This is a genomic window from Streptomyces sp. HD (assembly GCF_028369295.1).
In the GTDB taxonomy this organism is placed as follows: Bacteria; Actinomycetota; Actinomycetes; order Streptomycetales; family Streptomycetaceae; genus Streptomyces.
The window spans coordinates 1-23,335 of record NZ_JAQMYP010000009.1 but is presented as its reverse complement, the minus strand read 5'-3'; the positions used below and the strand labels follow the sequence as shown (position 1 = coordinate 23,335).

General features: G+C 71.5%; 18 protein-coding genes. 9 read left to right on the top strand and 9 right to left on the bottom strand.

Annotation, left to right across the window (positions count from 1 at the left end; genetic code table 11):
- Nucleotides 1-93 precede the first annotated feature (93 nt).
- The 4 genes from POF73_RS11170 (at nt 94) to POF73_RS11155 (ending at nt 4,674) form a co-directional block, all read left to right on the top strand.
- Nucleotides 94-1,371, top strand: a complete 1,278-nt coding sequence (locus POF73_RS11170; protein ID WP_272114448.1) for an aspartate kinase — start codon at nt 94-96, stop codon at nt 1,369-1,371.
- On the top strand, nt 1,368-2,420 hold the full coding sequence (locus POF73_RS11165; protein WP_272114447.1) for an aspartate-semialdehyde dehydrogenase: 1,053 nt from the start codon (nt 1,368-1,370) through the stop codon (nt 2,418-2,420). The genes POF73_RS11170 and POF73_RS11165 overlap by 4 nt, the downstream gene beginning before the upstream one ends.
- A 419-nt stretch (nt 2,421-2,839) precedes the next feature.
- Complete coding sequence (locus tag POF73_RS11160; protein WP_272114446.1) at nt 2,840-3,523, top strand: SigE family RNA polymerase sigma factor; 684 nt, start codon at nt 2,840-2,842, stop codon at nt 3,521-3,523.
- A gap of 101 nt (nt 3,524-3,624) precedes the next feature.
- On the top strand, nt 3,625-4,674 hold the full coding sequence (locus tag POF73_RS11155) for a hypothetical protein (protein WP_443049495.1): 1,050 nt from the start codon (nt 3,625-3,627) through the stop codon (nt 4,672-4,674).
- Between the two features lie 61 nt (nt 4,675-4,735).
- On the opposite strand, the gene POF73_RS11150 is transcribed toward POF73_RS11155, so the two are convergent.
- Together POF73_RS11150 and POF73_RS11145 are read right to left on the bottom strand one after the other, a co-directional pair.
- Nucleotides 4,736-5,548, bottom strand: a complete 813-nt coding sequence (locus POF73_RS11150) for an SURF1 family protein (protein WP_272114444.1) — start codon at nt 5,546-5,548, stop codon at nt 4,736-4,738.
- Between the two features lie 85 nt (nt 5,549-5,633).
- Nucleotides 5,634-6,494 carry a class I SAM-dependent methyltransferase gene (locus tag POF73_RS11145; RefSeq protein WP_272114443.1) on the bottom strand — a complete coding sequence of 287 codons (861 nt, stop codon included), beginning with the start codon at nt 6,492-6,494 and terminating at the stop codon, nt 5,634-5,636.
- A 70-nt stretch (nt 6,495-6,564) separates the two neighbouring features.
- On the opposite strand from POF73_RS11145, the gene POF73_RS11140 reads away from it, so the two are divergent.
- The gene (locus tag POF73_RS11140; protein WP_272114442.1) at nt 6,565-8,406 is read left to right on the top strand and encodes a S9 family peptidase; all 1,842 of its coding nucleotides are present in this window, start codon (nt 6,565-6,567) and stop codon (nt 8,404-8,406) included.
- A gap of 186 nt (nt 8,407-8,592) precedes the next feature.
- Here the strand turns inward: POF73_RS11140 and POF73_RS11135 are convergent, their stop codons facing one another.
- Complete coding sequence (locus tag POF73_RS11135; protein ID WP_272114629.1) at nt 8,593-10,512, bottom strand: NAD-binding protein; 1,920 nt, start codon at nt 10,510-10,512, stop codon at nt 8,593-8,595.
- Nucleotides 10,513-10,694: 182 nt separating this feature from the next.
- Between POF73_RS11135 and POF73_RS11130 the strand changes: the two genes are divergently transcribed.
- Both POF73_RS11130 and POF73_RS11125 read left to right on the top strand, forming a co-directional pair.
- On the top strand, nt 10,695-11,753 hold the full coding sequence (locus POF73_RS11130; protein WP_272114441.1) for a permease: 1,059 nt from the start codon (nt 10,695-10,697) through the stop codon (nt 11,751-11,753).
- Nucleotides 11,750-12,568, top strand: a complete 819-nt coding sequence (locus POF73_RS11125) for a TIGR03943 family putative permease subunit (RefSeq protein WP_272114440.1) — start codon at nt 11,750-11,752, stop codon at nt 12,566-12,568. The genes POF73_RS11130 and POF73_RS11125 overlap by 4 nt, the downstream gene beginning before the upstream one ends.
- Here POF73_RS11125 and POF73_RS46200 read toward each other — a convergent pair.
- Nucleotides 12,507-12,722, bottom strand: coding sequence for a trypco2 family protein (locus POF73_RS46200; protein ID WP_443049482.1), 216 nt, complete (start codon nt 12,720-12,722; stop codon nt 12,507-12,509). The genes POF73_RS11125 and POF73_RS46200 overlap by 62 nt on opposite strands.
- A 172-nt stretch (nt 12,723-12,894) precedes the next feature.
- Between POF73_RS46200 and POF73_RS11120 the strand changes: the two genes are divergently transcribed.
- Nucleotides 12,895-14,148 (top strand): amidohydrolase family protein, encoded by a 1,254-nt coding sequence (locus POF73_RS11120; RefSeq protein ID WP_272114439.1) that lies wholly within the window; start codon nt 12,895-12,897, stop codon nt 14,146-14,148.
- A 63-nt stretch (nt 14,149-14,211) separates the two neighbouring features.
- The gene (locus POF73_RS11115) at nt 14,212-14,400 is read left to right on the top strand and encodes a ferredoxin (RefSeq protein ID WP_272114437.1); all 189 of its coding nucleotides are present in this window, start codon (nt 14,212-14,214) and stop codon (nt 14,398-14,400) included.
- 125 nt (nt 14,401-14,525) lie between these two features.
- Here the strand turns inward: POF73_RS11115 and POF73_RS11110 are convergent, their stop codons facing one another.
- The 5 genes from POF73_RS11110 to POF73_RS11090 form a co-directional block, all read right to left on the bottom strand.
- The gene (locus POF73_RS11110; protein ID WP_272114628.1) at nt 14,526-15,299 is read right to left on the bottom strand and encodes a glycosyltransferase family 2 protein; all 774 of its coding nucleotides are present in this window, start codon (nt 15,297-15,299) and stop codon (nt 14,526-14,528) included.
- 26 nt (nt 15,300-15,325) lie between these two features.
- A complete protein-coding gene (locus tag POF73_RS11105; RefSeq protein ID WP_272114435.1) occupies nt 15,326-15,907 on the bottom strand; it encodes a UTRA domain-containing protein in 582 nt (193 codons plus the stop codon).
- Nucleotides 15,908-16,140: 233 nt separating this feature from the next.
- Nucleotides 16,141-20,166, bottom strand: coding sequence for a WD40 repeat domain-containing protein (locus POF73_RS11100; RefSeq protein ID WP_272114433.1), 4,026 nt, complete (start codon nt 20,164-20,166; stop codon nt 16,141-16,143).
- A 1,266-nt stretch (nt 20,167-21,432) separates the two neighbouring features.
- Complete coding sequence (locus POF73_RS11095; protein WP_272114432.1) at nt 21,433-22,641, bottom strand: PP2C family protein-serine/threonine phosphatase; 1,209 nt, start codon at nt 22,639-22,641, stop codon at nt 21,433-21,435.
- Between the two features lie 205 nt (nt 22,642-22,846).
- On the bottom strand, nt 22,847-23,221 hold the full coding sequence (locus POF73_RS11090; RefSeq protein ID WP_272114431.1) for an STAS domain-containing protein: 375 nt from the start codon (nt 23,219-23,221) through the stop codon (nt 22,847-22,849).
- Between the last annotated feature and the right edge of the window lie 114 nt (nt 23,222-23,335).

Below are 23,335 nucleotides of genomic sequence, written 5' to 3'. Positions count from 1 at the left end.
GAGCGACCGAATCTCACCATCTGGGAACCCCAAGGTCGAATTCGGACGCTCGGTAAACTGAGCCGACACACACGGACTGAGCGAGGAGCGCACGTGGGCCTTGTCGTGCAGAAGTACGGAGGCTCCTCCGTAGCCGATGCCGAGGGCATCAAGCGCGTCGCCAAGCGGATCGTGGAAGCCAAGAAGAACGGCCACCAGGTGGTCGCCGTGGTTTCCGCGATGGGCGACACGACGGACGAGCTGATCGATCTCGCCGAGCAGGTATCCCCGATCCCTGCCGGGCGCGAGCTCGACATGCTGCTGACCGCGGGAGAGCGGATCTCCATGGCCCTGCTGGCCATGGCGATCAAAAACCTGGGCCACTCGGCCCAGTCGTTCACCGGCAGCCAGGCAGGTGTCATCACCGACTCGGTCCACAACAAAGCCCGGATCATCGACGTCACACCGGGCCGGATCCGTGACTCGCTGGACGACGGCAACATCGCCATCGTCGCCGGGTTCCAGGGCGTGAGCCAGGACTCAAAGGACATCACCACGCTGGGCCGCGGAGGGTCCGACACCACCGCCGTCGCGCTGGCCGCCGCCCTCGACGCCGAGGTCTGTGAGATCTACACGGACGTCGACGGCGTGTTCACCGCCGACCCGCGTGTGGTCAAGAAGGCGAAGAAGATCGACTGGATCGCCTTCGAGGACATGCTGGAGCTGGCCGCGTCCGGCTCGAAGGTGCTGCTCCACCGGTGTGTGGAGTACGCCCGTCGTTACAACATCCCGATCCACGTGCGGTCCAGCTTCAGCGGACTTCAGGGCACGTGGGTCAGCAGCGAGCCGATCGAGCAAGGGGACAAGCAGGTGGAGCAGGCCATCATCTCCGGTGTCGCGCACGACACCTCCGAGGCCAAGGTCACGGTCGTCGGTGTGCCGGACAAGCCGGGCGAGGCCGCCGCGATCTTCCGCGCGATCTCCGACGCCGAGATCAACATCGACATGATCGTGCAGAACGTGTCCGCCGCCTCCACCGGTCTGACGGACATCTCCTTCACGCTGCCGAAGTCCGAGGGCCGCAAGGCCATCGACGCCCTGGAGAAGAACAAGGCCGGCATCGGCTTCGACTCCCTGCGCTACGACGACCAGATCGGCAAGATCTCCCTGGTCGGCGCCGGCATGAAGACCAACCCGGGCGTCACGGCCGACTTCTTCAAGGCGCTGTCCGACGCAGGCGTGAACATCGAGCTGATCTCCACCTCCGAGATCCGCATCTCGGTCGTCACCCGCGCCGACGACGTCAACGAGGCCGTCCGCGCCGTGCACTCCGCCTTCGGGCTCGACTCCGACAGCGACGAGGCTGTCGTGTACGGGGGCACCGGGCGATGACTCACCGACCGACGCTCGCGGTCGTGGGTGCGACCGGAGCCGTCGGCTCGGTCATGCTCCAGATCCTGTCCCAGCGTGCGGACATCTGGGGTGAGATCCGTCTGATCGCCTCGCCGCGCTCGGCCGGCCGCAAGCTGGCCGTGCGCGGCGAGGAGGTCGAGGTGGTGGCGCTCACCGAGGAGGCCTTCGCCGGGGTCGACATCGCGATGTTCGACGTCCCGGACGAGGTGGCCGCCCACTGGGCGCCGGTCGCCGCCGCCAAGGGTGCGGTGGTGGTGGACAACTCGGGCGCCTTCCGGATGAACCCGGAGGTGCCCCTCGTCGTTCCCGAGGTCAATCCGCACGCCGTACGGATGCGGCCGCGCGGCATCGTCGCCAACCCCAACTGCACCACCCTCTCCATGATCGTGGCGCTGGGCGCGCTGCACGCCGAGTTCGGGCTGCACGAGCTGGTGGTGTCGTCCTACCAGGCGGTGAGCGGGGCCGGGCGGGCCGGTGTGGAGACGCTCAGACAGCAGATGTCCCTGGTCGCCGGCACGGAACTGGGGACCGCCCCCGGTGACGTACGGCGGGCCGTCGGCGACAACACCGGGCCGTTCCCGGAGCCGGTCGCGCTGAACGTCGTCCCGTGGGCCGGGTCGCTGCGCGAGGACGGCTGGTCGTCGGAGGAGATGAAGGTGCGGGACGAGTCCCGCAAGATCCTCGGGCTGCCGAAGCTTCCGGTCGCGGTGACCTGTGTGCGGGTGCCGGTGCTGACCGGGCACTCGCTGACCGTGCACGCCCGCTTCGAGGGCGAGGTCACGGTCGCCAAGGCGCGCGAGATCCTGGCCACCGCCCCCGGGGTGGTGCTCTACGACGACCCGACGGCCGGGGAGTTCCCGACGCCCGCCGATGTGGTGGGCACGGATCCGACCTGGGTCGGCCGGGTGCGGCGTGCGCTCGACGATCCGACGGCGCTCGAACTCTTCGTCTGCGGCGACAACCTGCGCAAGGGCGCGGCGCTCAACACCGCGCAGATCGCGGAGCTCGTGGCGGCGGAGTTCGTGTGAGACCGGCGCTGTGCCGCAAATCTCCTGGGTCCTGACGGAATCGTTTGTAGGATCTGTGTGAAAAGTGTGAGCCGATCGATGGTCCGGACCACTTGAACCGGGCCCCGGCGGCAGCCGAAGATTTTCCTCCCCGCCCTGCAACCGCTTGCAGGGCGGGGAGCGTCTTTGCGGTCGCCCTTACGGGGCGTGGAGGCGCGTTTTTCTGGCGTGGGGACGCCATGGGCCGGGCGTGGGGACGCCCAGTTCATCTGGGACATAAAGGAAGAGCGGGTAGGCATGTGGGCGTTTGACGCACGGTCAGCTGTGCTGCCTGGCACGAGACGGTCGGCCACCGGGGTCGGAGGGTCGATTGCGGGGACTGTCGCAAAAGTGACGTCCGGCACGTACAACCCTCGCGGGGGGAGGCGTGTCCAACTGGCGTGGCAGAGGTACTCGACTTCAGTGCGGCGACCCGCGGTACGGCCCTACGGCCGCCCCGCCGGCCCGTCAGACCCCGCATGTCCGGCACGGCCGGCGGCATGCCGGTGATCGCGCCCATGCCCGCAGCGCGGCCGACCCGCGTTCCCAGTCAGCGCGACGGCGCCGAGCACGCCGAGAACGCCGCGGCGGCCGGCACGACCGTCGACCACCTCACCGAGACCTACCGGGCGCACTACCGCTCGCTGCTGGGGCTCGCCGCTCTGCTCCTGGACGACACCGCCTCCTGCGAGGACGTCGTCCAGGAGGCGTTCATCCGCGTCCACTCCGCGCGCAAGCGCGTCCGTGACCCGGAGAAGACGCTGGCCTACCTCCGCCAGACCGTCGTCAACCTGTCCCGCTCCGCCCTGCGCCGCCGCATACTCGGACTGAAGCTGCTGTCCAAGCCGATGCCCGACATGGCGAGCGCGGAGGAGGGGGCGTACGACCAGCTGGAGCGCGACTCGCTGATCAAGGCCATGAAGGGCCTGCAGCGCCGGCAGCGCGAGGTGCTGGTCCTGCGGTACTTCGCGGACATGACCGAGGCGCAGGTCGCCGAGACGCTCGGCATCTCCCTGGGCTCGGTGAAGGCCTACGGCTCGCGCGGCATCGCGGCGCTGCGGGTCGCCATGGAGGCACCGGCATGAGCGACGACCATGACGGCCGGCGTGAGCCCCTGGGATGGCGGGACACGCCGGAGACGCCGTACAAGCAAGAGCCGAAGCAATCGCACGCTGGGAACGGAACTGTGAACCACGGCCCCGACGACCAGGGCCTCGACGGGCTCGACTCGGACGAGCTGGCACTGCGCCGCATGCTGCACCACGCGGTCGACGAGATCGAGCCACGCGACGGCACGCTGGACCATCTGCGGCGGGCGGTACCCGCACGGCGGGCGCGCAAGCGACAGGCCCTCGTCGGCATGGCGGCCGCGTGCCTCTTCGTCGGCACCGCCGTCCCGGCCCTGGTGCACGTCTCCAACTCCACCGACGCCAGCGTCAACTCATCCAACGCCGGCCATGGCGAGCAGGCCCAGGGCGGTGCCGGTCACGGCAAGGAGACGGCGGGGGGCGAGAGCACCTCCGGCGGCTCCTCGGGCAAGACCCAGGACCAGGGCAAGGGCAGCGACAAGGAGGAGGACAAGGGCACGGGCGCCGGTCCGGGCACCGGCTCCGGCAGGCCCGACAACCCCATGGCGACCAGCGTGGCGGGCGTGTCCGCGTGCACCGCCGAGCAGCTCGTCAAGGCCGCTGAGACGGCCGACGTACCCGACTCGGCCGGCACGGTGTACGGCACCTTCCGCTTCAGCAACGGCTCCGCCGCCGACTGCATCGTGAGCAGCCCGGGCACCGTGAGTTTCACGACGGGTGGGGCGGCCGACGCCACGAAGATCTTCGTGTCCCGGCATGTCGCCGGTGACGCGGCGGCCGGTCTGCCCGACCCCTCCCAGGAACTCACCTCGCTCGTCCTCAAGCCGGGCGACTCGTACGCGGTGAAGTTCGCCTGGGTCCCCTCGGAGACCTGCCCCACGACGGGCGGCAACAACGGCGGCAGCACCGGCGGCCCCGACCCCTCGCCCACCCCGACCGCGACCGAGGACACCGCCGGCACCACGGAGGGCACCTCCACCGGCGGCGACACCGGCACCTCCACCCAGCTGCTGACGGACGAGACCACGGCCGACGGAAGCGTCACGATCACCAACACGACGGAGGCGGGAGCGCCGACGGCCGCGGTGACGGTGTCCAACGCGTGCGCGGGGACCATTTACTGGACGGGTGTGCTGACGGGGGTGTGAGTCGTGAGGGGCGGTTCGACGGCGCCCTGAGGGGCGCGGAGCCGTGACGGCCCCGCCGCGACTACGAGGCGTTGGCCCGCTCCTGCGGACGTTCCGCGCTCTCGCCGCCCTCGTCCTGCGCCACAAGCCCCAGCTCCGCGTCCCGGGCGAACTCCACCTCGCGGCGGAGCAGACGGAACCACATGAAGACCACGAAGCCCGCGAAGACGAACCACTCGCCGGTGTAGCCGAGGTTCTGGAACGCCTTGAGGTCGAGGCCGGTGTCGTTGGCGGCGGCCACCGGGACCGGTTTCATGCCGGAGTCGGCCTTGGCGAGGGTGACCCAGGCGTCGTAGACGTCGTACGACACCAGGTTCACCAGCGACGCTGCGCTGATCGCCCCCGTCTGACCGGACGGCAGGCCGCCCTGCGCCGGCACGCCGTTCTCGCCCGGCACCTCGGAAGCCTGGAGCGCGCCGGTGACCGTGACCTCGCCGGTGGGCGCGGCGGGAGCCTCGGCCCGGTCGGCGTCGCCGGGCAGCCAGCCCCGTACGACAGGCAGGGCCTTGCCGTCGTCGGTGCGCAGCAGCGTCATGACGTAGAAGCCGCGCCTGCCGTCCAGCTCCCGGTCGGGCACGAGCAGCTGCTTGTCGTACCGTCCGTGCGCGGTGACCTGTCTGCCGACGGTCGCCTTGTCCACGGGCAGCAGCTCGGCCAGCGGACGGGCCGCCTCCTGCTTGTTCTCCGCGGCCTGCTCACCGGCGTTGCGATGGTCCTCGACCCGTGCCTCGAACCGGCTCAGCTGCCATGACCCCATGAACACGCAGAAGGGGATGGCGAGCAGTACGAAGACGTTGATCCCCCACCAACGGGGCGTCAGCAGAAACCGGTACACGCCCTCAACGGTACGGGGCTCCTGCGGAGGGCCGGGCCGCGGGGTCACGGCCCGTGTCGCAGGCCCCGGTGCCCGTACTGCCGGATCAGTCCTTGCGAGCCCGCAGCGAGTACATGAGCGGAATCCGCGGCCGTCCCGCCGGGAAGCGGTAGTGGTCGCCCTGCTTCTCGAAGTTCTCGAACCGGCGGAACAGCGAGACGTCGTGCTCGTGCAGGAACTCGATGCGCAGCCCGGCCGCCGCGAGCGCGGTCACGACCTCGCCGACCGGGTGCTGCCACTCGACGCTGCGGTTGTGGACCGTGTCGGTGCGGTCGGAGCCGTAGGTACCGGGGACGTCCCACACCTGGGCGTCGCGGTCGAAGTAGTCGCGGACGACCCGGGAGCCGGTCTCGTCGTCGAGGACATCGGTGACGGGGTGGAACTCGGCGAGATAGAGGAACCCGCCCGGCGCGACCAGGGAGGCCGCCGTCTCGGCCCAGCGGCGCAGGTCGGGCAGCCAGCACAGGGCGCCGCCGCCGGTGTAGACGATGTCGTACGCCGGGTCGGGCACGGCGTCGGCCGCGTCGTACACGTCGGCCGCGACGAAGGCGGCACGGTCCGGGCCGAGGCCGAGGTCGGCGGCGAGGCCGCGGGCGGTTTCGACGGCCGGTTCGGAGAAGTCCAGGCCGACGACGCGGGCGGCGCCGCGCCGCGCCCAGGACAGCGTGTCCTGGCCCATGTGGCACTGCAGGTGCAGCAGCGACCGGCCGGTGACGTCCCCAACCTCGGCCAGCTCGAAGTCGCGCAGCGGGTCGGCGCCGGCGCGGAAGCCGTCGAGGTCGTAGAAGGAACCGGCGGCGTGCAGCGGGACCCGTTCGTTCCAGAGCGAGCGGTTGGCCTCGTTCCAGTCGGGGGGAAGCGCTGCGGGGATGTCTGCCGGGATGTCTGGCGGGGTGGTGGAACTCATGGTGGCGAAGCTATCCACAGGCCGGGGGCCTCGCCAGCGAATTGTCGGTCGGGCCAGGCACTATGGGGCCATGACTGAGAGCCACGGGTCCGACTCACGGGATCACGACATGCGGGACAAGGCCGTGCGGGACAAGGACATGCCGGACTGGGAGAAGCGCTTCCGGGCGCCCAGGGTGTCGCTGCCCGACTGGGCGGAGGACGCTCCGGACCGCTCCTTGTTCGTGTCGAACGCCACAGGGACCTACGAGCTGTACGCCTGGGACCGCGCGACGGGCGAGCAGCGCCAGGTGACCGACCGGCCGAACGGCACGACGGACGGCGTGCTCTCCCCGGAGGGCGCGTGGATCTGGTGGTTCGACGACAAGGACGGCGACGAGTTCGGCGTCTGGCGCCGCCAGCGGTTCGACGGCGGCGAGGACGAGCTCGCGGCACCGGGCCTGGACCCGTCGTACCCGGCGGGCCTGGCCCTGGCCCGGGACGGCCGTACGGCGATCGTGGGCCGCTCGACCGACGAGGACGGCACGACGATCCATCTCGCCCGGGCCGGCGAGCCCCCGGTGGAGATCTACCGCCACCGTGAGTCGGCGGGCGTGGGCGACCTCTCCTACGACGGCACGCTGATCGCCGTCGAGCACACCGAGCACGGCGACGCGATGCACTCGGCCCTGCGTGTCCTGCGCCCCGACGGCACGGCGGTCGCCGAGCTCGACGACACCAAGGGCGGCACCGAGGAGCTGGGCCTGGAGGTCCTGGGCTTCGCCCCGGTGGACGGCGACGCACGCCTGCTCATCGGCCACCAGAGGCGCGGCCGCTGGGAGCCGCTGGTGTGGGACGTGGCGACGGGCGAGGAGACGGACCTCGCGCTGGAGCTGCCCGGTGACGTGAGCGCGGAGTGGTACCCGGACGGGACCGGTCTGCTCATCGTGCACAGCTTCGAGGCCCGCAGCGAGCTGTTCCGCTACGACCTGGCCCGGCGTGAGCTGGAGCGGATCCCGACCCCGGCGGGCTCGGTGTCCGGCGCGACGGCCCGCCCGGACGGCAGCGTGGAGTACCTGTGGTCGTCGGCGGCGGAGCCGTCGACGGTGCGCTCGACGACGGGCCGCGTGGTCCTGGACCCGCCCGGCATGAAGTCCCCCGGCTCGGTCCCGGTGGAGGACGTGTGGGTGGAGGGCCCGGGCGGCCGCATCCACGCCCTGGTGCAGCGGCCGGCGGGGGCGGTGGGCCCGTTCCCGACCGTCTTCGACATCCACGGCGGCCCGACCTGGCACGACAGCGACTCGTTCGCGGCGGGCCCCGCGGCCTGGGTGGACCACGGCTACGCGGTCGTCCGCGTCAACTACCGCGGTTCGACGGGCTACGGCCGAGCCTGGACGGACGCCCTCAAGCACCGGGTCGGCCTGATCGAGCTGGAGGACATCGAGGCGGTCCGCGCGTGGGCGGTGGCATCGGGCCTCGCCGACCCGACCCGCCTGATCCTGACCGGCGGTTCCTGGGGCGGCTACCTCACCCTCCTGGGCCTCGGCACCCGGCCGGACGCCTGGACCCTGGGCATCGCGGTGGTCCCGGTCGCCGACTACGTCACGGCGTACCACGACGAGATGGAAGCCCTGAAGGCCATGGACCGCACCCTCCTGGGCGGCACCCCGGAGGAGGTACCGGAGCGCTACGAGGTGTCGTCACCGCTGACCTACGTCGACCAGGTGACGTCCCCGGTCTACATCTCGGCGGGCGTGAACGACCCGCGCTGCCCCATCCGCCAGATCGACAACTATGTGAAGCGCCTGAAGGCCCGGGGCGCGACCCACGAGGTGTACCGCTACGACGCCGGGCACGGGTCACTGGTGGTGGACGAGCGGATCAAGCAGGTACGGCTGGAACTGGACTTCGCGGAGCGGCATTTGACGAACTGAGCGTCCCCGGCCATGCCCACGCAGGTCACGCATTCCAGCCCGTCCGGGGGTGCCCCCTCTGGGGGAGTTTGAGGACAAGGCCCTTCAAGGGCCGGAGCGGGGTCTGGGGCGGCAGCCCCGGCGGGGTCGAAGGGGCAGCACCCCTGGGGGATGGGACGGGCAGGGGCGGCGGGGGCGAGGAACGGCCTACGCTCCCGCCCGCTCCCGCGACCGCCTCCCCAGCAGCTCTGCCAACCCCCGCCGTGTGGCGGCCAGTACGACCCGGTCGTTCCTCTGGAGCACGTGAGTGTCCGGCAGGTCCCACTCCCACCCCGACGCCCCGTCGCCGGCCCGGTTGTCCTCGTAGGACTCCTCTGCCGCCGGTTCCTCCCGGCGCTCCTCCCGAGGCGTCCGATCCAGCGCGAGCACCCGCCAGGAGCCCGGCCGGAAGGCATCGCCCACGGTCTTGTCCTCCAGTTGCGGATGGCCGGCCACGTCCACGGCAGCGAACAGCAGCACCCGCCGCTCCACGGGAATCGCCCCCAGGATCTGCCGCCCCATCATCGCCCCGGCGAACGCGGGCGCGGCCAGATGCGTCACGCTCCGGCTGCGGGTGGACGCATGGGGGTGCGCGGCACGCAGGGTGCGGTACACGGCGGTGGCGAAGTCGTCGTCGTACAGCCGCAGGACCACACGAAGATCGGGGCGCACGGACCGTGCGTACAGCGCGGCCTCAAGGTTCGTCGTGTCCGCGCTGGTCACGGCCAGCAGCGCATGCGCCCGATGGATCTTGGCCGCCTCCAGGACGCCCTCCTGGGTGACGTCCCCGAGCACCACCGGCACCCGCAGCCGCCGAGCGGTGGCGAGCCCGCGCGCATCGGGATCGGCCTCGACGCACACCACGGGAATGTTCAGCTCCCGCAGCCGGGTCAGCACCCGGGTGCCGATCTTCCCCAGCCCGAGCAGCACCACATGGCCACCCAGCCCACGCGGCGGTTTGCGCAGCGCGGACGCGGTGCGGAACGTACCCAGTGCCTCAAGGACCGCGGCCAGCAGCACCGGAAGCAGCAGCAGGCCCATCAGCCCGGACAGGAGTTGAAGGATCTGCCGAGCCAGGTTCTGGTGGAGTGCGGGTTCGTTGATGGCGAAGAGGTCGAGGAGGGTCATGTAGGTGGCGTAGAGCGGGTGTTCACCGGTCACCACCGTCAGCGCCACGGCCAACGCCGCCACACACCCCACCAGCCCGGCCAGCGACCACCTGAGCCGCCGCGAGAACAGCGAGCCGAACGACGGCACGAGACCGCGCCCGCCCCCGGTCGACGGCATCGAGGGACCGGCGTAGGAGACCTGCTCCAGGACGACCGTCCCCCGCCCCCTGGCCTCCCGCACGGCCGCCGCGTCCGGCAGCAGCAGCGGCCCCTGCTCCCCGTTGCCGTCCGAACCGTCCGCTACGGCCGGGTCGTTGCTGGACAGCACGGCCAGCGTGGCCAGCCCGGACGGAGGTGACTGACCGGGCCGCAGCGGCGGGCGCTCCACGGCACGCAGCAGCAGGCCGTCCGTCTGTACGACCTTGGTGGTGCCGACGACGGCGGTCGCGGCCAGCGCGGGGGCGGCCGTGTCGGCGTCGGACAGCACGGTGGTGGAGGCGTCCAGCCCCGCGTCCCCGACGCCGGTCGCCAACGTGGCGGCCTGGTCGAGGAGTTCCTCGATGTGCTGTCCCAGCCGGCGGTTGTACAGGCGCAGGACGAGCCGCAGCCGGGGGTTGAGGCGGCGGGCGGTGAGGGCGGCGCGGATGTTGGTCTCGTCGTCGTCATAGACGAGGGCGAGCGCGTCGGCCCGTTCCACGCCCGCCTCGGCGAGCTTGGCCTCGGTGGCCTCCGCGGCCTCCACCACCCGTACGCTCCCGGCCGGTTCGCCGCCGGCCCCGGCACCGCCGCCCGCCCGGTTGACGGCCGCGCTGACCATCCGGTCCAGCAGCGCCGCCGACGCGGCCCGGGCCCGGCCCACGACCGGTGGTCGTTCCGTGCGTTCGGAGGGCGGCACGACGAGCGTGACCTGCTCGCCGTACACCCCGCGCAACTCGGCGGCCAGCCGGTGCGCGAGCCCGTCGTCGCCGCACACCACCATGTGCGCGGTGGTGTCACTCGCCAAGCCCTGATTCGGAACGCTCCCCACGAGGGGAAAGACTGCCTGAAAGTGACGGGTGGTTCCAGAAACGGCCGTTCCGCAGCTGAACGCCCGGGCCCCTCCGCCCGTATCGGAGGGGAGGGAAACCAGCGCCCTTCCGCACCACCGGAGGTACCTCGCCCGTGGCGACCACCAAAGCGGCCCCGCAGGCGTCGCAGGCCTCGCAGACCCCGCCGGGAACGGACGGCGGGACCGACGACCGCAGGGACCCCCGGCGGACCACCCAGGAGGGCCGGCAGCTCAACTCCCCTCTCTTCCTCACCATGCTGCTCCTGACGCTGGTCCTGCTGCAGAGCCCGATCCGCCGCGCGCTCTCCGCACCGGTCATGCAGAGCTGGACGACGGTGTTCGTCGCGGTGATCGTCCAGGCGCTGCCCTTCCTGGTCCTCGGCGTGCTGCTCTCGGCGGCGATCGCGGTGTTCGTCCCGCCGTCCTTCTTCGCCCGTGCCCTGCCCGGCCGCCCCGCCCTCGCCGTCCCGGTCGCCTCGGCGGCGGGCGCGGTGCTGCCGGGCTGCGAGTGCGCGTCCGTGCCGGTGGCCGGGGCGCTGGTCCGGCGTGGGGTGACCCCGGCCGCGGCCCTGGCCTTCCTGCTGTCCGCCCCGGCGATCAACCCGATCGTGCTGACGGCCACGGCGGTCGCCTTCCCCGGCAATCCGGAGATGGTCCTCGCCCGCCTGGTCGCGAGCCTGCTGGTGGCCTGCGCGATGGGCTGGCTGTGGCTGCGCCTGGGCCGCACCGACTGGCTGAAGCCGCCTTCCCATCCGTCCCACGAGGGCCAGAGCAAGGGCGAGGCCTTCTGGGGCTCCGTCCGGCACGACGTGATGCACGCGGGCGGCTTCCTGGTGATCGGCGCGATGGCCGCGGCCACCCTCAAGGCGGTCGCCCCGGAGAGCTGGCTGCGCGTGGCGGCCGACAACCCCGTGCTGTCGGTCCTCGCCCTCGCGGTCCTCGCCGTCGTCCTGTCGATCTGTTCGGAGGCGGACGCGTTCGTGGCGGCGTCACTGTCGCAGTTCTCACTGACGGCCCGGCTCACCTTCCTCGTCGTGGGCCCGATGATCGACCTCAAGCTGTTCGCGATGCAGGCGGGCACCTTCGGCCGCGCCTTCGCCCTGCGCTTCGCCCCGGCCACCTTCGCGCTCGCGGTGGCCGTATCGGTACTCACGGGGTGGGTGATCCTGTGAACCGCCAGGCCCAGTCCGCGGTCCTGTTCCTGCTCGGCGCGTCCCTCCTCCACGCCGGCACCACCGACCTCTACCTGCGCTACGTCAAACAGGGCCTGCGCCCCCTGGTGCTGGCGGCCGGCGCGGTACTGATCGCGGCGGCGGTGGCGACGATCTGGTACGAACGGAAGCGGGCACACCGCGAGAAGCGGACACCCGAACAGGCCCAGGAGCATGTCCAGGAGCAGGCCCGGAAGCAGCCCCAGGTGCAGGCCCGCAAGCAGGCCCAGGTGCAGGCCGCCCACGACCAGGACGCCGAGCACTCGCACCCCGAACCCCGAGTCGCCTGGCTTCTGGTCCTCCCCCTCTTCGCCCTGATCCTGGTCGCCCCACCCGCCCTCGGTTCCTACAGCGCCACCCGCACCGGCACCGCCCTCCAGGAACCCCTCGCCTACCCGGCCCTCCCCGCCGCCGACCCCCTGCCCCTCAGTGTCGTCGACTACGCGGGCCGTGCCGTCTACGACCACGGCCGCACCCTCCACGACCGCCGGGTCCAGCTCACCGGCTTCCTCGCCCTGGACCGCGACGGCACCCCCTACCTGGTCCGCATGGCCCTCAACTGCTGTGCCGCAGACGCCCAGCCGGTCAAGGTCGCCCTCACCGGCCAGGTCCCACCGGTCCTGCAACCGGACACCTGGCTGCGGATCACCGGCACCTACACCCCGCGCCGCGCCGAGGACCCGGTCAACGGCGGCCCCATCCCGTTCATCGAGGTCACGGAGGCGAAGCCGGTGACGGCGCCGAAGGATCCGTACGACGAGAGCTGGAACAACTGACGCCGTGGGGCCGGATCTCCGCCCGGTACCCGCCTCCGGGACCCCGCGTACCCCTGACACCCGGTTCGAACCGCACCGGCGTGGCCGACCCGTCCGCCAGCGCCGCGTTCAGCTCGTTCCTCAACTCCCGGATTATCTCCGCCAGTTCGATCACCCCGGGGATGCCGGCGGCACGCGCGAGGCCCGGCAGCCCCTTCCGCTCGACCTTCGCGTCGACCGGATGGGCCCTTGCCGTCCTCGGGCGGCACCCCTAACCTGAAACCCAAATCTGATGGACCGTCAGATCTGGGTCGGACGGTCCGCCTGCCGGGACGAGGGGGCCAGACGTGGCGACCGCCGATCGCAGCACCACCGACCGCAGCACCAAGGACCTGCCCAAGGTCATCAGCGTGGACGATCACGTGATCGAACCCGCGCACCTCTTCGAGACCTGGCTCCCGGCCAAGTACCGGGACCGTGGCCCCAAGCCCCTCACCGCCGGGATCGGCGAACTCGCGTACGTCGGCGGCAAGTACCGGTTCACCACCGACCCGGACGGCCAGCTCACCGACTGGTGGGAGTACGAGGGCGATCTGTTCCCGTACAAGCGCATCATCGCGGCCGTCGGATTCAGCCGGGACGAGATGACGCTCGACGGCATCACCCGTGAGCAGATGCGGCGCGGCTGCTGGGACCCGAAGGCACGCCTTGAGGACATGGACGTCAACCATGTCGAGGCCTCGCTCTGCTTCCCGACCTTCCCCCGCTTCTGCGGCCAGACCTTCGCCGAGGCCAAGGACAAGGAGGTCGGGCTCGCCTGTGTGCGCGCCTACAACGACTGGATGGTCGAGGAGTGGTGCGGCGACAGCGGCGGCCGGCTGATCCCGCTGTGTCTGATCCCGCTGTGGGACATCGACCTGGCCGTGGCGGAGATCCACCGCAACGCGGCCCGGGGCGTGCGGGCCGTCACCTTCAGCGAGATCCCCACCTACCTCGGGCTGCCGTCCATCCACTCCGGCTACTGGGACCCGTTCTTCGCGGCCTGCGAGGAGACCGGCACGGTCGTCAACATGCACATCGGGTCCTCCTCCCAGATGCCGGCCGCGTCCCCCGACGCCCCGCCCGCCGTGCAGGCCTCGCTGAGCTTCAACAACGCCATGGCGTCGATGATGGACTTCCTCTTCTCCGGGGTGCTGGTGAAGTTCCCCCGGCTCAAACTCGCCTACAGCGAGGGCCAGATGGGCTGGATCCCGTACGCCCTGGAGCGTGCGGACGACGTCTGGGAGGAGCACCGGGCGTGGGGCGGCGTGAAGGACCTGATCCCGGAGCCGCCGTCGACGTACTACTACCGGCAGATCTTCTGCTGCTTCTTCCGGGACAAGCACGGCATCGAGGCGATCGAGACCGTCGGCGTCGACAACGCCACCTTCGAGACGGACTATCCGCACGTCGACTCGACCTGGCCGGAGACGAAGCGGGTCGCCGAGGAGCACGTCGGCGGGCTCCCCGACGAGGTCGCCTACAAGCTGCTGCGCGGAAACGCGATCCGGATGCTGGAACTTCCCTTCGACCGGTCAGATCAGTCCGATCAGGAGGGTTGAGCACGCTCCCCCGCCGGGCAGTCCAGTCGTGTAACCCGGCCACGGTCCACGACGGGAGCGCGGATGAAGGTCTCCATCGACCCGAACCTCTGTTACGGCTCTGCCGAGTGCGTGCACCGCGCCCCGGCGGTCTTCGACTTCGTGGACGAGTACGGGGTGGTGCGACCGGGGCGCGAGCACAGCGGCGACGACCCGCAGGTGCGGGAGGCCGTCGAGCAGTGCCCATCCCAGGCCATCACCCTCACCGAATAGCGGCCGCCACCGGGGGCGAACAGCGGTCGTCGCCGGGGGCGAACAGCGGTCGTCGCCGGGGGCGAACAGCGGTCGTCACCGAGTGGGCGAACTGCGGCCCTCACCGAGTGGGCGAACAGCGGCTCTCACCCGGCCGTCGGCGGATAGCTCCAGTCGAACGAGGCGAGCGCCCGGGCCCTCGCCTCCACCACCGCCATGCGCGCCGCCCGTTCCGCCGGGTCGACGTGGGCCGGCTGACCCGTCACCTGGCCCTCCCACTTCCGGTAGAGCAGCCCCGCCTCCGCCGAGAACCAGCCCCGGCTCACGGAGTTGAGGGCCAACAGCAGACCGGTGTCCTCGGAGGCCGGGAGCGCCATCCAGCCGCCGAGGCCGAGCAGCAGATCCCGGCGCACGCACAGGGTCGCCGGGTGGACCTGGGCGCGGAAGTCGTGTGCCGCCCAGAAGTCGAGCACGGCGCCCCGCTCGACGGGCCCTTCGTCGGGGTCGTGCGGGAAGCCCACCGTCGAACCGTCCGGCAGCAGGTCCAGGACCCGGGAGGCCGTCCAGCCGATGGCGGGGTCGGCTTCGAGGGCCGCCACGTCACGGGCCAGCGCCCCCGGGGTGAGCTGGTCGTCGGCGTCCAGGATCTTCACGTACTCGCCCTCGGCGTGCGCCAGCGCCATGGTGCGCGCCATACCGGCGCCCCCGGGACGGCCCTGACGGAAGGTCACGCGCACGTCGTCGGGGACGTACGGGCGGACCTCGTCGGTCCTGCCGTCCTCCCGGATCACCCAGTGCCACTCCCAGCCCGCCGGCAACTCCTGTGCGACCAGCGACTTGTGGGCCTCCGGCAGGAACGCCGCCGAAGGGCCGTGGACAGCGGTGACGACGATGACGCGCCGGGTCACAGCGGGACTCACCACTCTTCCGCTCGCCACCTTTCCGCTCACCACCTTTCCAAGGGGGTCGTGAAGAGCAGTTCCGTGCGGTCGCCGGGCAGCGTCGCCTCGGAGACGTCCACTACCCGGCCGTCGGTGTCGTACGACGTCTTGCGCAGCAGGAGCACCGAGGCCCCCGGCGGCAGCTCCAGCTCGCGCGCCTCCCCGGGCGTCGGCGGCCGCGCGGTGACCCGCTCCTCGACCCGGTCCAGCTCGATGCCGACGGTGTGCAGCTGGTGCTGGGTGCCGCCCGGCCAGGGCTCCCTGGCGGCGTCCAGGAGGTCGGGGTTCGCGGCGATCATGTCGCGGACCAGGTAGGACGTGACGAGGCTGAGCGGGGCGGTCTCGGCCGAGCAGCGGGTCCGGTAGGTGCGCTGCAGCAGCACGGTTCCCTCCGGCACGCCGAAGGCGTCCGCGAGGTACGGGGGCGCGGGGACCTCGCGGTAGTGCGCGTGGAAGACGAGGTCGCGCGGCTCCAGGCCGGTCTCGTGCTCCGTGGCCCCGGTCGAGGCCCGGGTGTCGAGCGGACGGCGGGCCCGGTCCTTCTCCCACTGGTGCCGGTGGTTGTCACGGCGGATCGGGGTGCGCACTTGATCAGCGTACGACCGCTCAGGCGCCGGACATGCGAAGGCCCGACCGCTGGCGACGGGGGATGCACCAGCGATCGGGCTGGCCCCACAGTAACAAGGCTGCCCGCCTCGTGGGAGCCGACTGATCGGCTGGGGGGAGGGGTTGTGATTGGGATCACGGAAACCGCTGTCCGTCGAGCGGCCGTCATATCACTTCCGTCTCTGCCCCGTCACTGAGTGGCATTGCGCGCGACTTACGGCGCGCACGGCGGCTCGTACGACAGCCTGGGCAGGTACTCGTGCCACTTCTCCCGGGTCAGCACGTCGTGGGTGGTGGAGCAGACGCGGCGGACGGCCTCGTCGACGTCCAGGTTCCACAGCCGGATGGTGTCCGTGCCGCTGGAGACGCCGAGCATGTGGCTCGCCGGGCTGAACGACAGGAAGTTGCCCGTCTTGGCGTTGGGGCTCATCGCCTGGCCGATGGCGGAAACGTCCGACGGGTCGGAGACGTTCCACAGCCGGACCGTGTTGTCGTCGCCACCGCTGGCCAGGATGTGGCCGTCCTCGCTGAACGTCAGCGACACGACCGCCTCGGAGTGGCCGGTGAGGGGCGAGCCCTGCGCGGTCGCGGCGCGGGGGTCGGTGACGTCCCAGAGCCGTACGGTGTCGTCGTCGCTGCCGCTGGCGAGGGTGTCGCCGTCCGGGGTGTAGAGCAGCGAGTTGACGGGGCCCGCATGACCCTTGAGGGGCTTGCCGAGGCGGGTGACGTGCCGGGGGTCGGACACGTTCCACAGCCGGATGGCGCTGTCCGCACCGCCGCTGGCGAGCACCGAGCCGTCGGCGTTGAAGACGAGGGCGTTGACGTAGCCCTTGTGACCGGTCAGAGGGGCGCCGAGCGGAACGGGGCGGGACGGATCGCGGACGTCCCACAACTGGATGGTGCGGTCGTCGTAGGCGGTCGCCAGGGTGTGGCCGTCGGGGCTGTAGGCCAGTGAGTCGGCGCCGGCGAAGCGCGTGTGCAGGGTGAGGGGCGACCCGGCCAGGGCCGGGCGGGCCGGGTCGGTGATGTTCCACAGGTACAGCTCGTGGTGTCCGGTCCGTACGGCGAGGGTGCGGCCGTCCGGGGAGAACATCATCGAACGCTGGTAGCCGTCAGCGGGCATGAACGGCTTGCTCAGGGGCACGGGCCGGTCGGGCGCCGACACGTTCCACAGCCGGACCCTGCCGTCACGGGCGGCCGTGGCGAGGACCTTACCGTCCGGGCGGAACGCACCGGTGCGGCCGGTCATGTCCAGCGTGGGTACCGACCACAGGCGGACCTTGCTGTCACCGCTGCCGGTGGCGAGGGTACGGCCGTCGGGGCTGAACCCCAGGGCGAACATCTCACCGCTGCTCCCCGCGAGCGGTTCGCCGACCTGGGAGGGCGACGCCGGATCGGAGACGTTCCACAGGCTGGCGGTGCTGTCCGCGCTGGCCGCGGCGAGCCGTTCGCCGTCGGGGCTGAAGGCCACGGACCAGATCGGGCCGGTGTGGCCGGTCAGCGCAGAGCCGATGGGCGCCGCCCGCGCCGGATCGGAGACGTTCCACAGCCGGATCGTGCCGTCCGCGCTGCCGCTGGCGAGAGTGCGGCCGTCGGGGCGGAAGGCCACCGAGTGCACGAGGTCCGTGTGCCCGGTCAGCGCCGTGCCGACCGGCTCCGGGTGACGGGGATCGGCCGTGTTCCACAGCCGGATCGTGTCGTCGTCGCCACCCGCGGCGAGCGTGCGCCCGTCGGGGCTGAACGCCACCGACCGCACGGCGGCGGTGTGCCCGGTGAGCGCGCCGAGCGCCTTCGGCCGGGCCGGGTCGCCCACGTTCCACAGGCGTACGGTGCCGTCGTCGCCGGCAGAGGCCAGGGTACGGCCGTCCGGGCTGAACGCGACCAGGTAGATCGTGCCGTCGTGGCCGGTCAGGGGCGCACCGATGCGCGACGGGTGCGCGGGGTCGCTCACATCCCACAGCCGGACCGTGCCGTCGTCGCCGGCACTGGCCAGGGTGCGGCCGTCGGGACTGAAGACGGCGCTGCTCACCCAGCTGGTGTGGCCGGTGAGGGGGCCGCCCAGGGGCTTGGGGCGGGAGCGGTCGCTCACGTCCCACAGGCGTACGGTCCGGTCGTAGCTGGCGGTGGCCAGGAGACGGCCGTTCGGGCTGAACGTGGTCAGGTAGACGGCGCCCGAGTGGCCGAGCAGCGGGGTGGCCAGGGGCGCGTTGACGATCGAGATCAGCCGGCTGTTCGCGCCCTCGTCGTCCGGGCGCAGCCGGTGGGCCACGAGGTCGAGCTGGGCGGACAGCGACGGATCGGTGTCCTGGACGCGGTCGGCCTCGGCGAGGACCTGCGCGAACACGGCATCGTTGCGCTGCTGCCACGCCACCACCGCCGCACCGACGGCCAGCACCGCCAGCGCGACCAGCGCCGCGACCGCGCTGCGCATGATCCAGACGGTGCGCCGGCGCAGCCGGACCGAGGCGGCCAGGAACTCCACGGCACTGCGGGTCAGGAAGGTGTCCCCGGCGGAACGGGCCCACCCGTGGGCCTGCTCCAGCCGCGACCCCCGATACAACAGGGACGTGTCCCGGTCGGACTCCTCCCAGGCCCGGCCGTCCTCCTCCAGCCGCTGACGCAGCAGATTGCCCTGCCGGTCGTCGTCGATCCAGTCCCGCAGCCGCGGCCAGGCATGCAGCAGCGCCTCGTGCGTGATCTCCACGGTCTCCGCGTCCAGCGTCACCAGCCGGGCCCGCACCAGCGCTTCCAGCGACTCCTCGGTCTTGCCGGGATCCGTCGACTCGGCCGCCAGCTGCCGCCGGGTCCCGCGCCGTCGGGTGGCCTGCGTGTCCTCGCCGAGCCGGACCAGCCGGAGCAGCAGCAGCCGCGCGGCCGTACGCGCCGCCGGATCGAGCCCGGACCAGGCACGCTCGGCGGTCGCCGCGACCGCCCCCTGGATCCCGCCGGCGGCGCGATATCCGGCCAGCGTCAGCCGCCCCGCCTTGCGCCGCTGCCAGGTGGCGAGCAGCGCGTGCGACAGCAGCGGCAGCACCCCCGCGTCATGCGTCCCGCGCGGTCCGTCCGCACTCACCTCCCGCACGATCAGCTCCGCCAGCCCCGGCTCCAGCTCCAGGCCCACCGCCTTCGCGGGCCCGTTCACCGCCTCCCGCAGCTCCGAGGTGGTGAGCGGCCCGAGCACCATGTGCCGGTGCTGCAACGCGTCGGCCAGCTCTTGGTGCGCCAGACACTGCTCGTAGAAGTCGGCACGGATACCGAGGACGACGAGCACGGGGGCGGGGTCGCCGGGTTCGGGAGGCGTGCAGGCGGCGCTGAGGACCTGGATGAAGGTACGGCGAGTGGCCTCGTCGGGGCAGAGGGTGAAGGTCTCCTCGAACTGGTCGACGATGACCACGGGAGGAGCGGCCCCGGTGGCCTCACGCCGGGCCCAGGTGTGGACGGCGTCCTGGGTGGCGTGGACGAGGTCGGTGGATTCGGGGGAGCTGGTTGCCTCGGCGGTGTCGGGGAGCCCTGGAAGGACTTCCGCGAGTTCCGGTATACGGCTGGTCAGCTCGGCGAGCGGATCACTGCCCGGCACGAGCTGCACGACGGTGCTGGCCCGGCCGTCCCCCTCCTGCCCCTTGTCCCTCTCCCTCTCCTGCAGGCCGCCCAGCGCACCGTTCCGCAGGGCGGGGACCAGGCCGGCGTTCAGAAGGGAGGACTTCCCGGCCCCGGAGGCGCCGACGAGCATGACGAGGCCGCCGGTCTTCTCCACCGTACGGAGCTGGTCGACCAGGGCGTCAGTGCTGCGCTCGCGGCCGAAGAACCAGCGGGCGTCCTGCTGCCGGTACGAGGCGAGCCCGCGATACGGACACACCCCGCCGGAAACCGCGGGGGCCTCGACCGGAGTGTGCTCCTCGTCTTCCCCGGAGGTGGCCCGTTCCCACAGCCGCTGCCACTGACCCATGTCGTACAGCCCGGGGGACACGGGCGTGGGACGGGCGCGCCGCGCCTGAGGGATCAGGACATGCAGTACGGCCACCAGCGCGGCGAAGTGGGCGGGCACGTTCTTGGCCCGCCGCCAGTCGCTGATCCGCTGAGCGGACACACGCACGGGCCGCCCTCGCTCATCGACCCGCTGCAACCGGACGACGGCTTCGGCCACGCTCTTGAGCGGAGGATTGCCGGCCTCCTTGTACAGCAGCGCCAGCCGTTCCGCGAAGGCCGTACGCGCCCCGGGGTCGGAACTCAAAGCCTCCACTCCTTCACTTCCGCTACTTCCGCCGCACCTCGGCATCCGGACCGGAAAACTCACTTTATACGGCTGACCTGCGGCTAAGTCAGCGTCCGGAGACCGGAACCTCCTCGTCGGCACCTTCCGAATGGCAGGATCACGACGCAATAGCGCAACCTTCGCGCCTCGCCCAGGCAGGCCACCAGCCCGGAGCTAGGGGAGACCACTCATGGCGCCGCAAGTTCTCGGTCACCTTCCACACTCGCTCGATCCACACTGACCCGCCGCCTCACCGACACGGCGCCGTCACAACCCGGATCGACACCGCCCCGCCGTCCGGCACCGGTCCCCACGAGGGGAGGGACCGGTGCCGGACGACGCGGACTCCATCACGAAGGCCCGACCTCCACTGCTGGAGGCCGGGCCTTCGTCGGGTGAACTTCTGGAGCAGGCCGACCGGCTCGCGGTCGCCACCTGCGTCGAGACCCAGCGCAGCGGCATGATCCGCAGTGAGACCGCGGCCCACTCGCTGCGTAGCCGCATCCTGCTCCGGCAAGGCAACACGGTCGCAGCCCAGGACCAGACTGGCCAGGCTGTTCGCATCCTGGACGCGGTCGGGGACATGCCGGCGCTCCGTACGGAGGAGGTGCTGTACCACTCCGCCGTGGTGCTGTCCGCCGGGGGCGTACGGGAGGAAGCGCACGCGCTCCTTGAGCGGGCCCGGCGCGAGGTCGCCCGCAAAGCCGACCGGCTGTCAGGCCCCAGCCGGGCCACCGTCTCCAGGCATTGCGACAAGGCCCTCAGCCTCGCCGTGGTGCGTTCCCCGAGGGGAAACACCAGCACACGGAACGTGGTGGCGCCCGCCGGCCTGCGAAGTTCTCCGATGTCCGGCCAGGGCACCGGCGGCCGGAGTTCCGGCCCCCTGGGCGCGCTCCGACTGGGGCGAATTTTCGGCGGAGGCGGAGCAACGGCGGGTCCCCAGCCGGCGCAGCAGGCCGGAGGACCCGCCCCGTTCCCTCCGGGGATGTGCCGGGTGACAGACGTGGAGTCCGTACCCCGCGGCCATCTGTGTTCAGCAAACAGCGTGCCGCCGGGGTCTGGGACGTCTGTACAACAGCGTAGTCCTCGCGTCGTGTCAGGGACGGTCCGAAGCCGTCCCATCCCAGGACATGGACGGTGTCGGCCGTGGTCGAGGGTGCACCGGCGGACAGCCAGGGGCGAGTGAGTACCGGGGCTGGGCAGGCACCGGGTCGCTGTGGCGTCGGCCCTGTCTTCGGTGGTGCGGTTGTCGGCTCACTCCAGGAGCACGAGGTGGTCGGCGGCGCCCCCTCGCCATTCGATCAGGAAAAGGGTCGCGTCGTCGGTGGTGCGGCCGCCTCGTTGCTGCTTCAGGGCGTGGGAGAGTGAGCGCACCACCGCTCGTACTCCCTTCGCTGTGTGTTCGATGCGGTTGACCCAGTGGATGAGTTGTTCTTCGCCGAATTGTTCTTCGCCGGCTTCGTGCTCCTCGATCAGGCCGTCGGTGAAGCACAGCACGCGGTCGCCGCGTTGGAGCATCTGCTGGCTGATGCGGGGCTCTTCACCGCCGAAGCCGACGGGCAGGGTGGTCGGGCCTGCCAGTTGCCGGACGACCCGGTGGTCGCGGATCAGCAGCGGTGCGGGGTGGCCCGCGTTGACCCACTGCAGGTGGCCCGTCGCGATGTTCAGACGCATCATCTGGGCGGTGACGAAGTGGTCGGGCCCGAACTGCTCGGCGATGGCCCGGTCCATGAACGCGTAGATCTCGGACAGGCCGATGTCGGCACGTCTGGCGTGCCGGTAGGCGCCGACGGCGACGGTCGCCATCGTGGCGGCGTCCAGGCCGTGGCCCATCGCATCGACCATGGCCACGTGCAGGATGTCCTCGTTGAGGGCGTAGTCGAAGCTGTCGCCCGCGACGTCGTAGGCGGGCTCCAGGATTCCGGCCACCGCGACCTGCGGGACGGACATGGCCAGCGGCGGCAGCAGGGACCACTGGATCTCCGCGGCCACGCTCATCGGTTCACGGCGCCGGGCGCGGAAGAACTGGTCGGTGTAACTGTGCTTGGTGACCAGCATGTCGGCGACCAGGCCGGCGAGCCTGCGCAGCAGCCGCCGGTCGTCGTCATCGACGGTGTCCAGGGTGAGGGCCATCACGCCCACCTGGTCGCTGCCGTCCAGCAACGGCAGGTACATCCGGACGCCGTCGGACCGCGGCACCTCGACAATGGTCGCGTGCAGAAAGGCCGTGCCGGCGGGAGAGTCATCGATCGGCTCGGGCTCGCCGACCAGCAGCCGCCGACCTGACAGCGGCACCAACACCAGCTGGCCGTAGTCCTGCAGCAGGATCGAGACGTCGCGGCCACCGACCCTGGCCACCTCTTCCGCGATCAGCGGGGCGATCAGCTGCGGCGGCATCTCGTGTGCCCGGTCCAGCAGCACCCCCAGCAGGCGCTCACCGAACCCTTCCGACCGATCGAGCATGCCCTCGTCGGGTCGGCGCCCACCTTCCGCCACAACCGCACCCCATCGGCGTCGTCGAAGCTTCGGCCGCCGTGTCCATGCTCACCTCGTGCCGCGAGTCCAGCGCCCGCACCGACACACGGGCTCCTGACACGACCGCGATCAACCCGCACAGAGTGACGCGGCCGGTCGCTCCGAACAGCCCATTACGCCAGAGAACGGCATGTCACACATGATCAGAAAAGATGGCTCTCCGTGCCGCTGTGCACCACATCTCTCCCGGAGCCGTCACAGGAGCAGAAGATCGGAGCCGGTGTCCGCGAGGAGCCGTGCGGTCTGGGGGGGACGGGTGGTGCAGCCGCAGGGACGCGCGGGTCCCTGCGGCGTGCCGCGACGCGTCGAGGAAGACGCGCAGGCCGCTGCTGTCGCAGCGGCCGACGGTGGTCAGATCGACGTCGATGGTGGTGATGCCGTCATGCAGGCACCGCTCCAGAGCGGCGCGCACCTGGGGTGCGGTGGCCGGGCCGATCTCACCGGCCAGGGTGATCAGTGCCCGCCTGCCCCGGTCGTGCCGGTAGATGTTCAGCTGCGGAAGAGTCATGACGCCTCGGTTCAGATGCATCGGTTCATGGGGCCCGGCCGTTTTCCTCGCGCGGTCCCCGGTGCGTGTGCAGGTTCCCGGGCACACGCGTCGGTACGGGGCGGGTCAGCACTT

Bases quoted from the DNA above. Each gene is read 5' to 3' on its own strand.
- POF73_RS11165 (WP_272114447.1), top strand. From the start codon at position 1,368: ATGACTCACCGACCGACGCTCGCGGTCGTGGGTGCGACCGGAGCCGTC.
- POF73_RS11145 (WP_272114443.1), bottom strand. From the start codon at position 6,494: ATGAGTTCCACCACCCCGCCAGACATCCCGGCAGACATCCCCGCAGCG.
- POF73_RS11140 (WP_272114442.1), top strand. From the start codon at position 6,565: ATGACTGAGAGCCACGGGTCCGACTCACGGGATCACGACATGCGGGAC.
- POF73_RS11135 (WP_272114629.1), bottom strand. From the start codon at position 10,512: ATGGTGGTGTGCGGCGACGACGGGCTCGCGCACCGGCTGGCCGCCGAG.
- POF73_RS11115 (WP_272114437.1), top strand. From the start codon at position 14,212: ATGAAGGTCTCCATCGACCCGAACCTCTGTTACGGCTCTGCCGAGTGC.
- POF73_RS11095 (WP_272114432.1), bottom strand. From the start codon at position 22,641: ATGCTCGATCGGTCGGAAGGGTTCGGTGAGCGCCTGCTGGGGGTGCTG.
- POF73_RS11090 (WP_272114431.1), bottom strand. From the start codon at position 23,221: ATGACTCTTCCGCAGCTGAACATCTACCGGCACGACCGGGGCAGGCGG.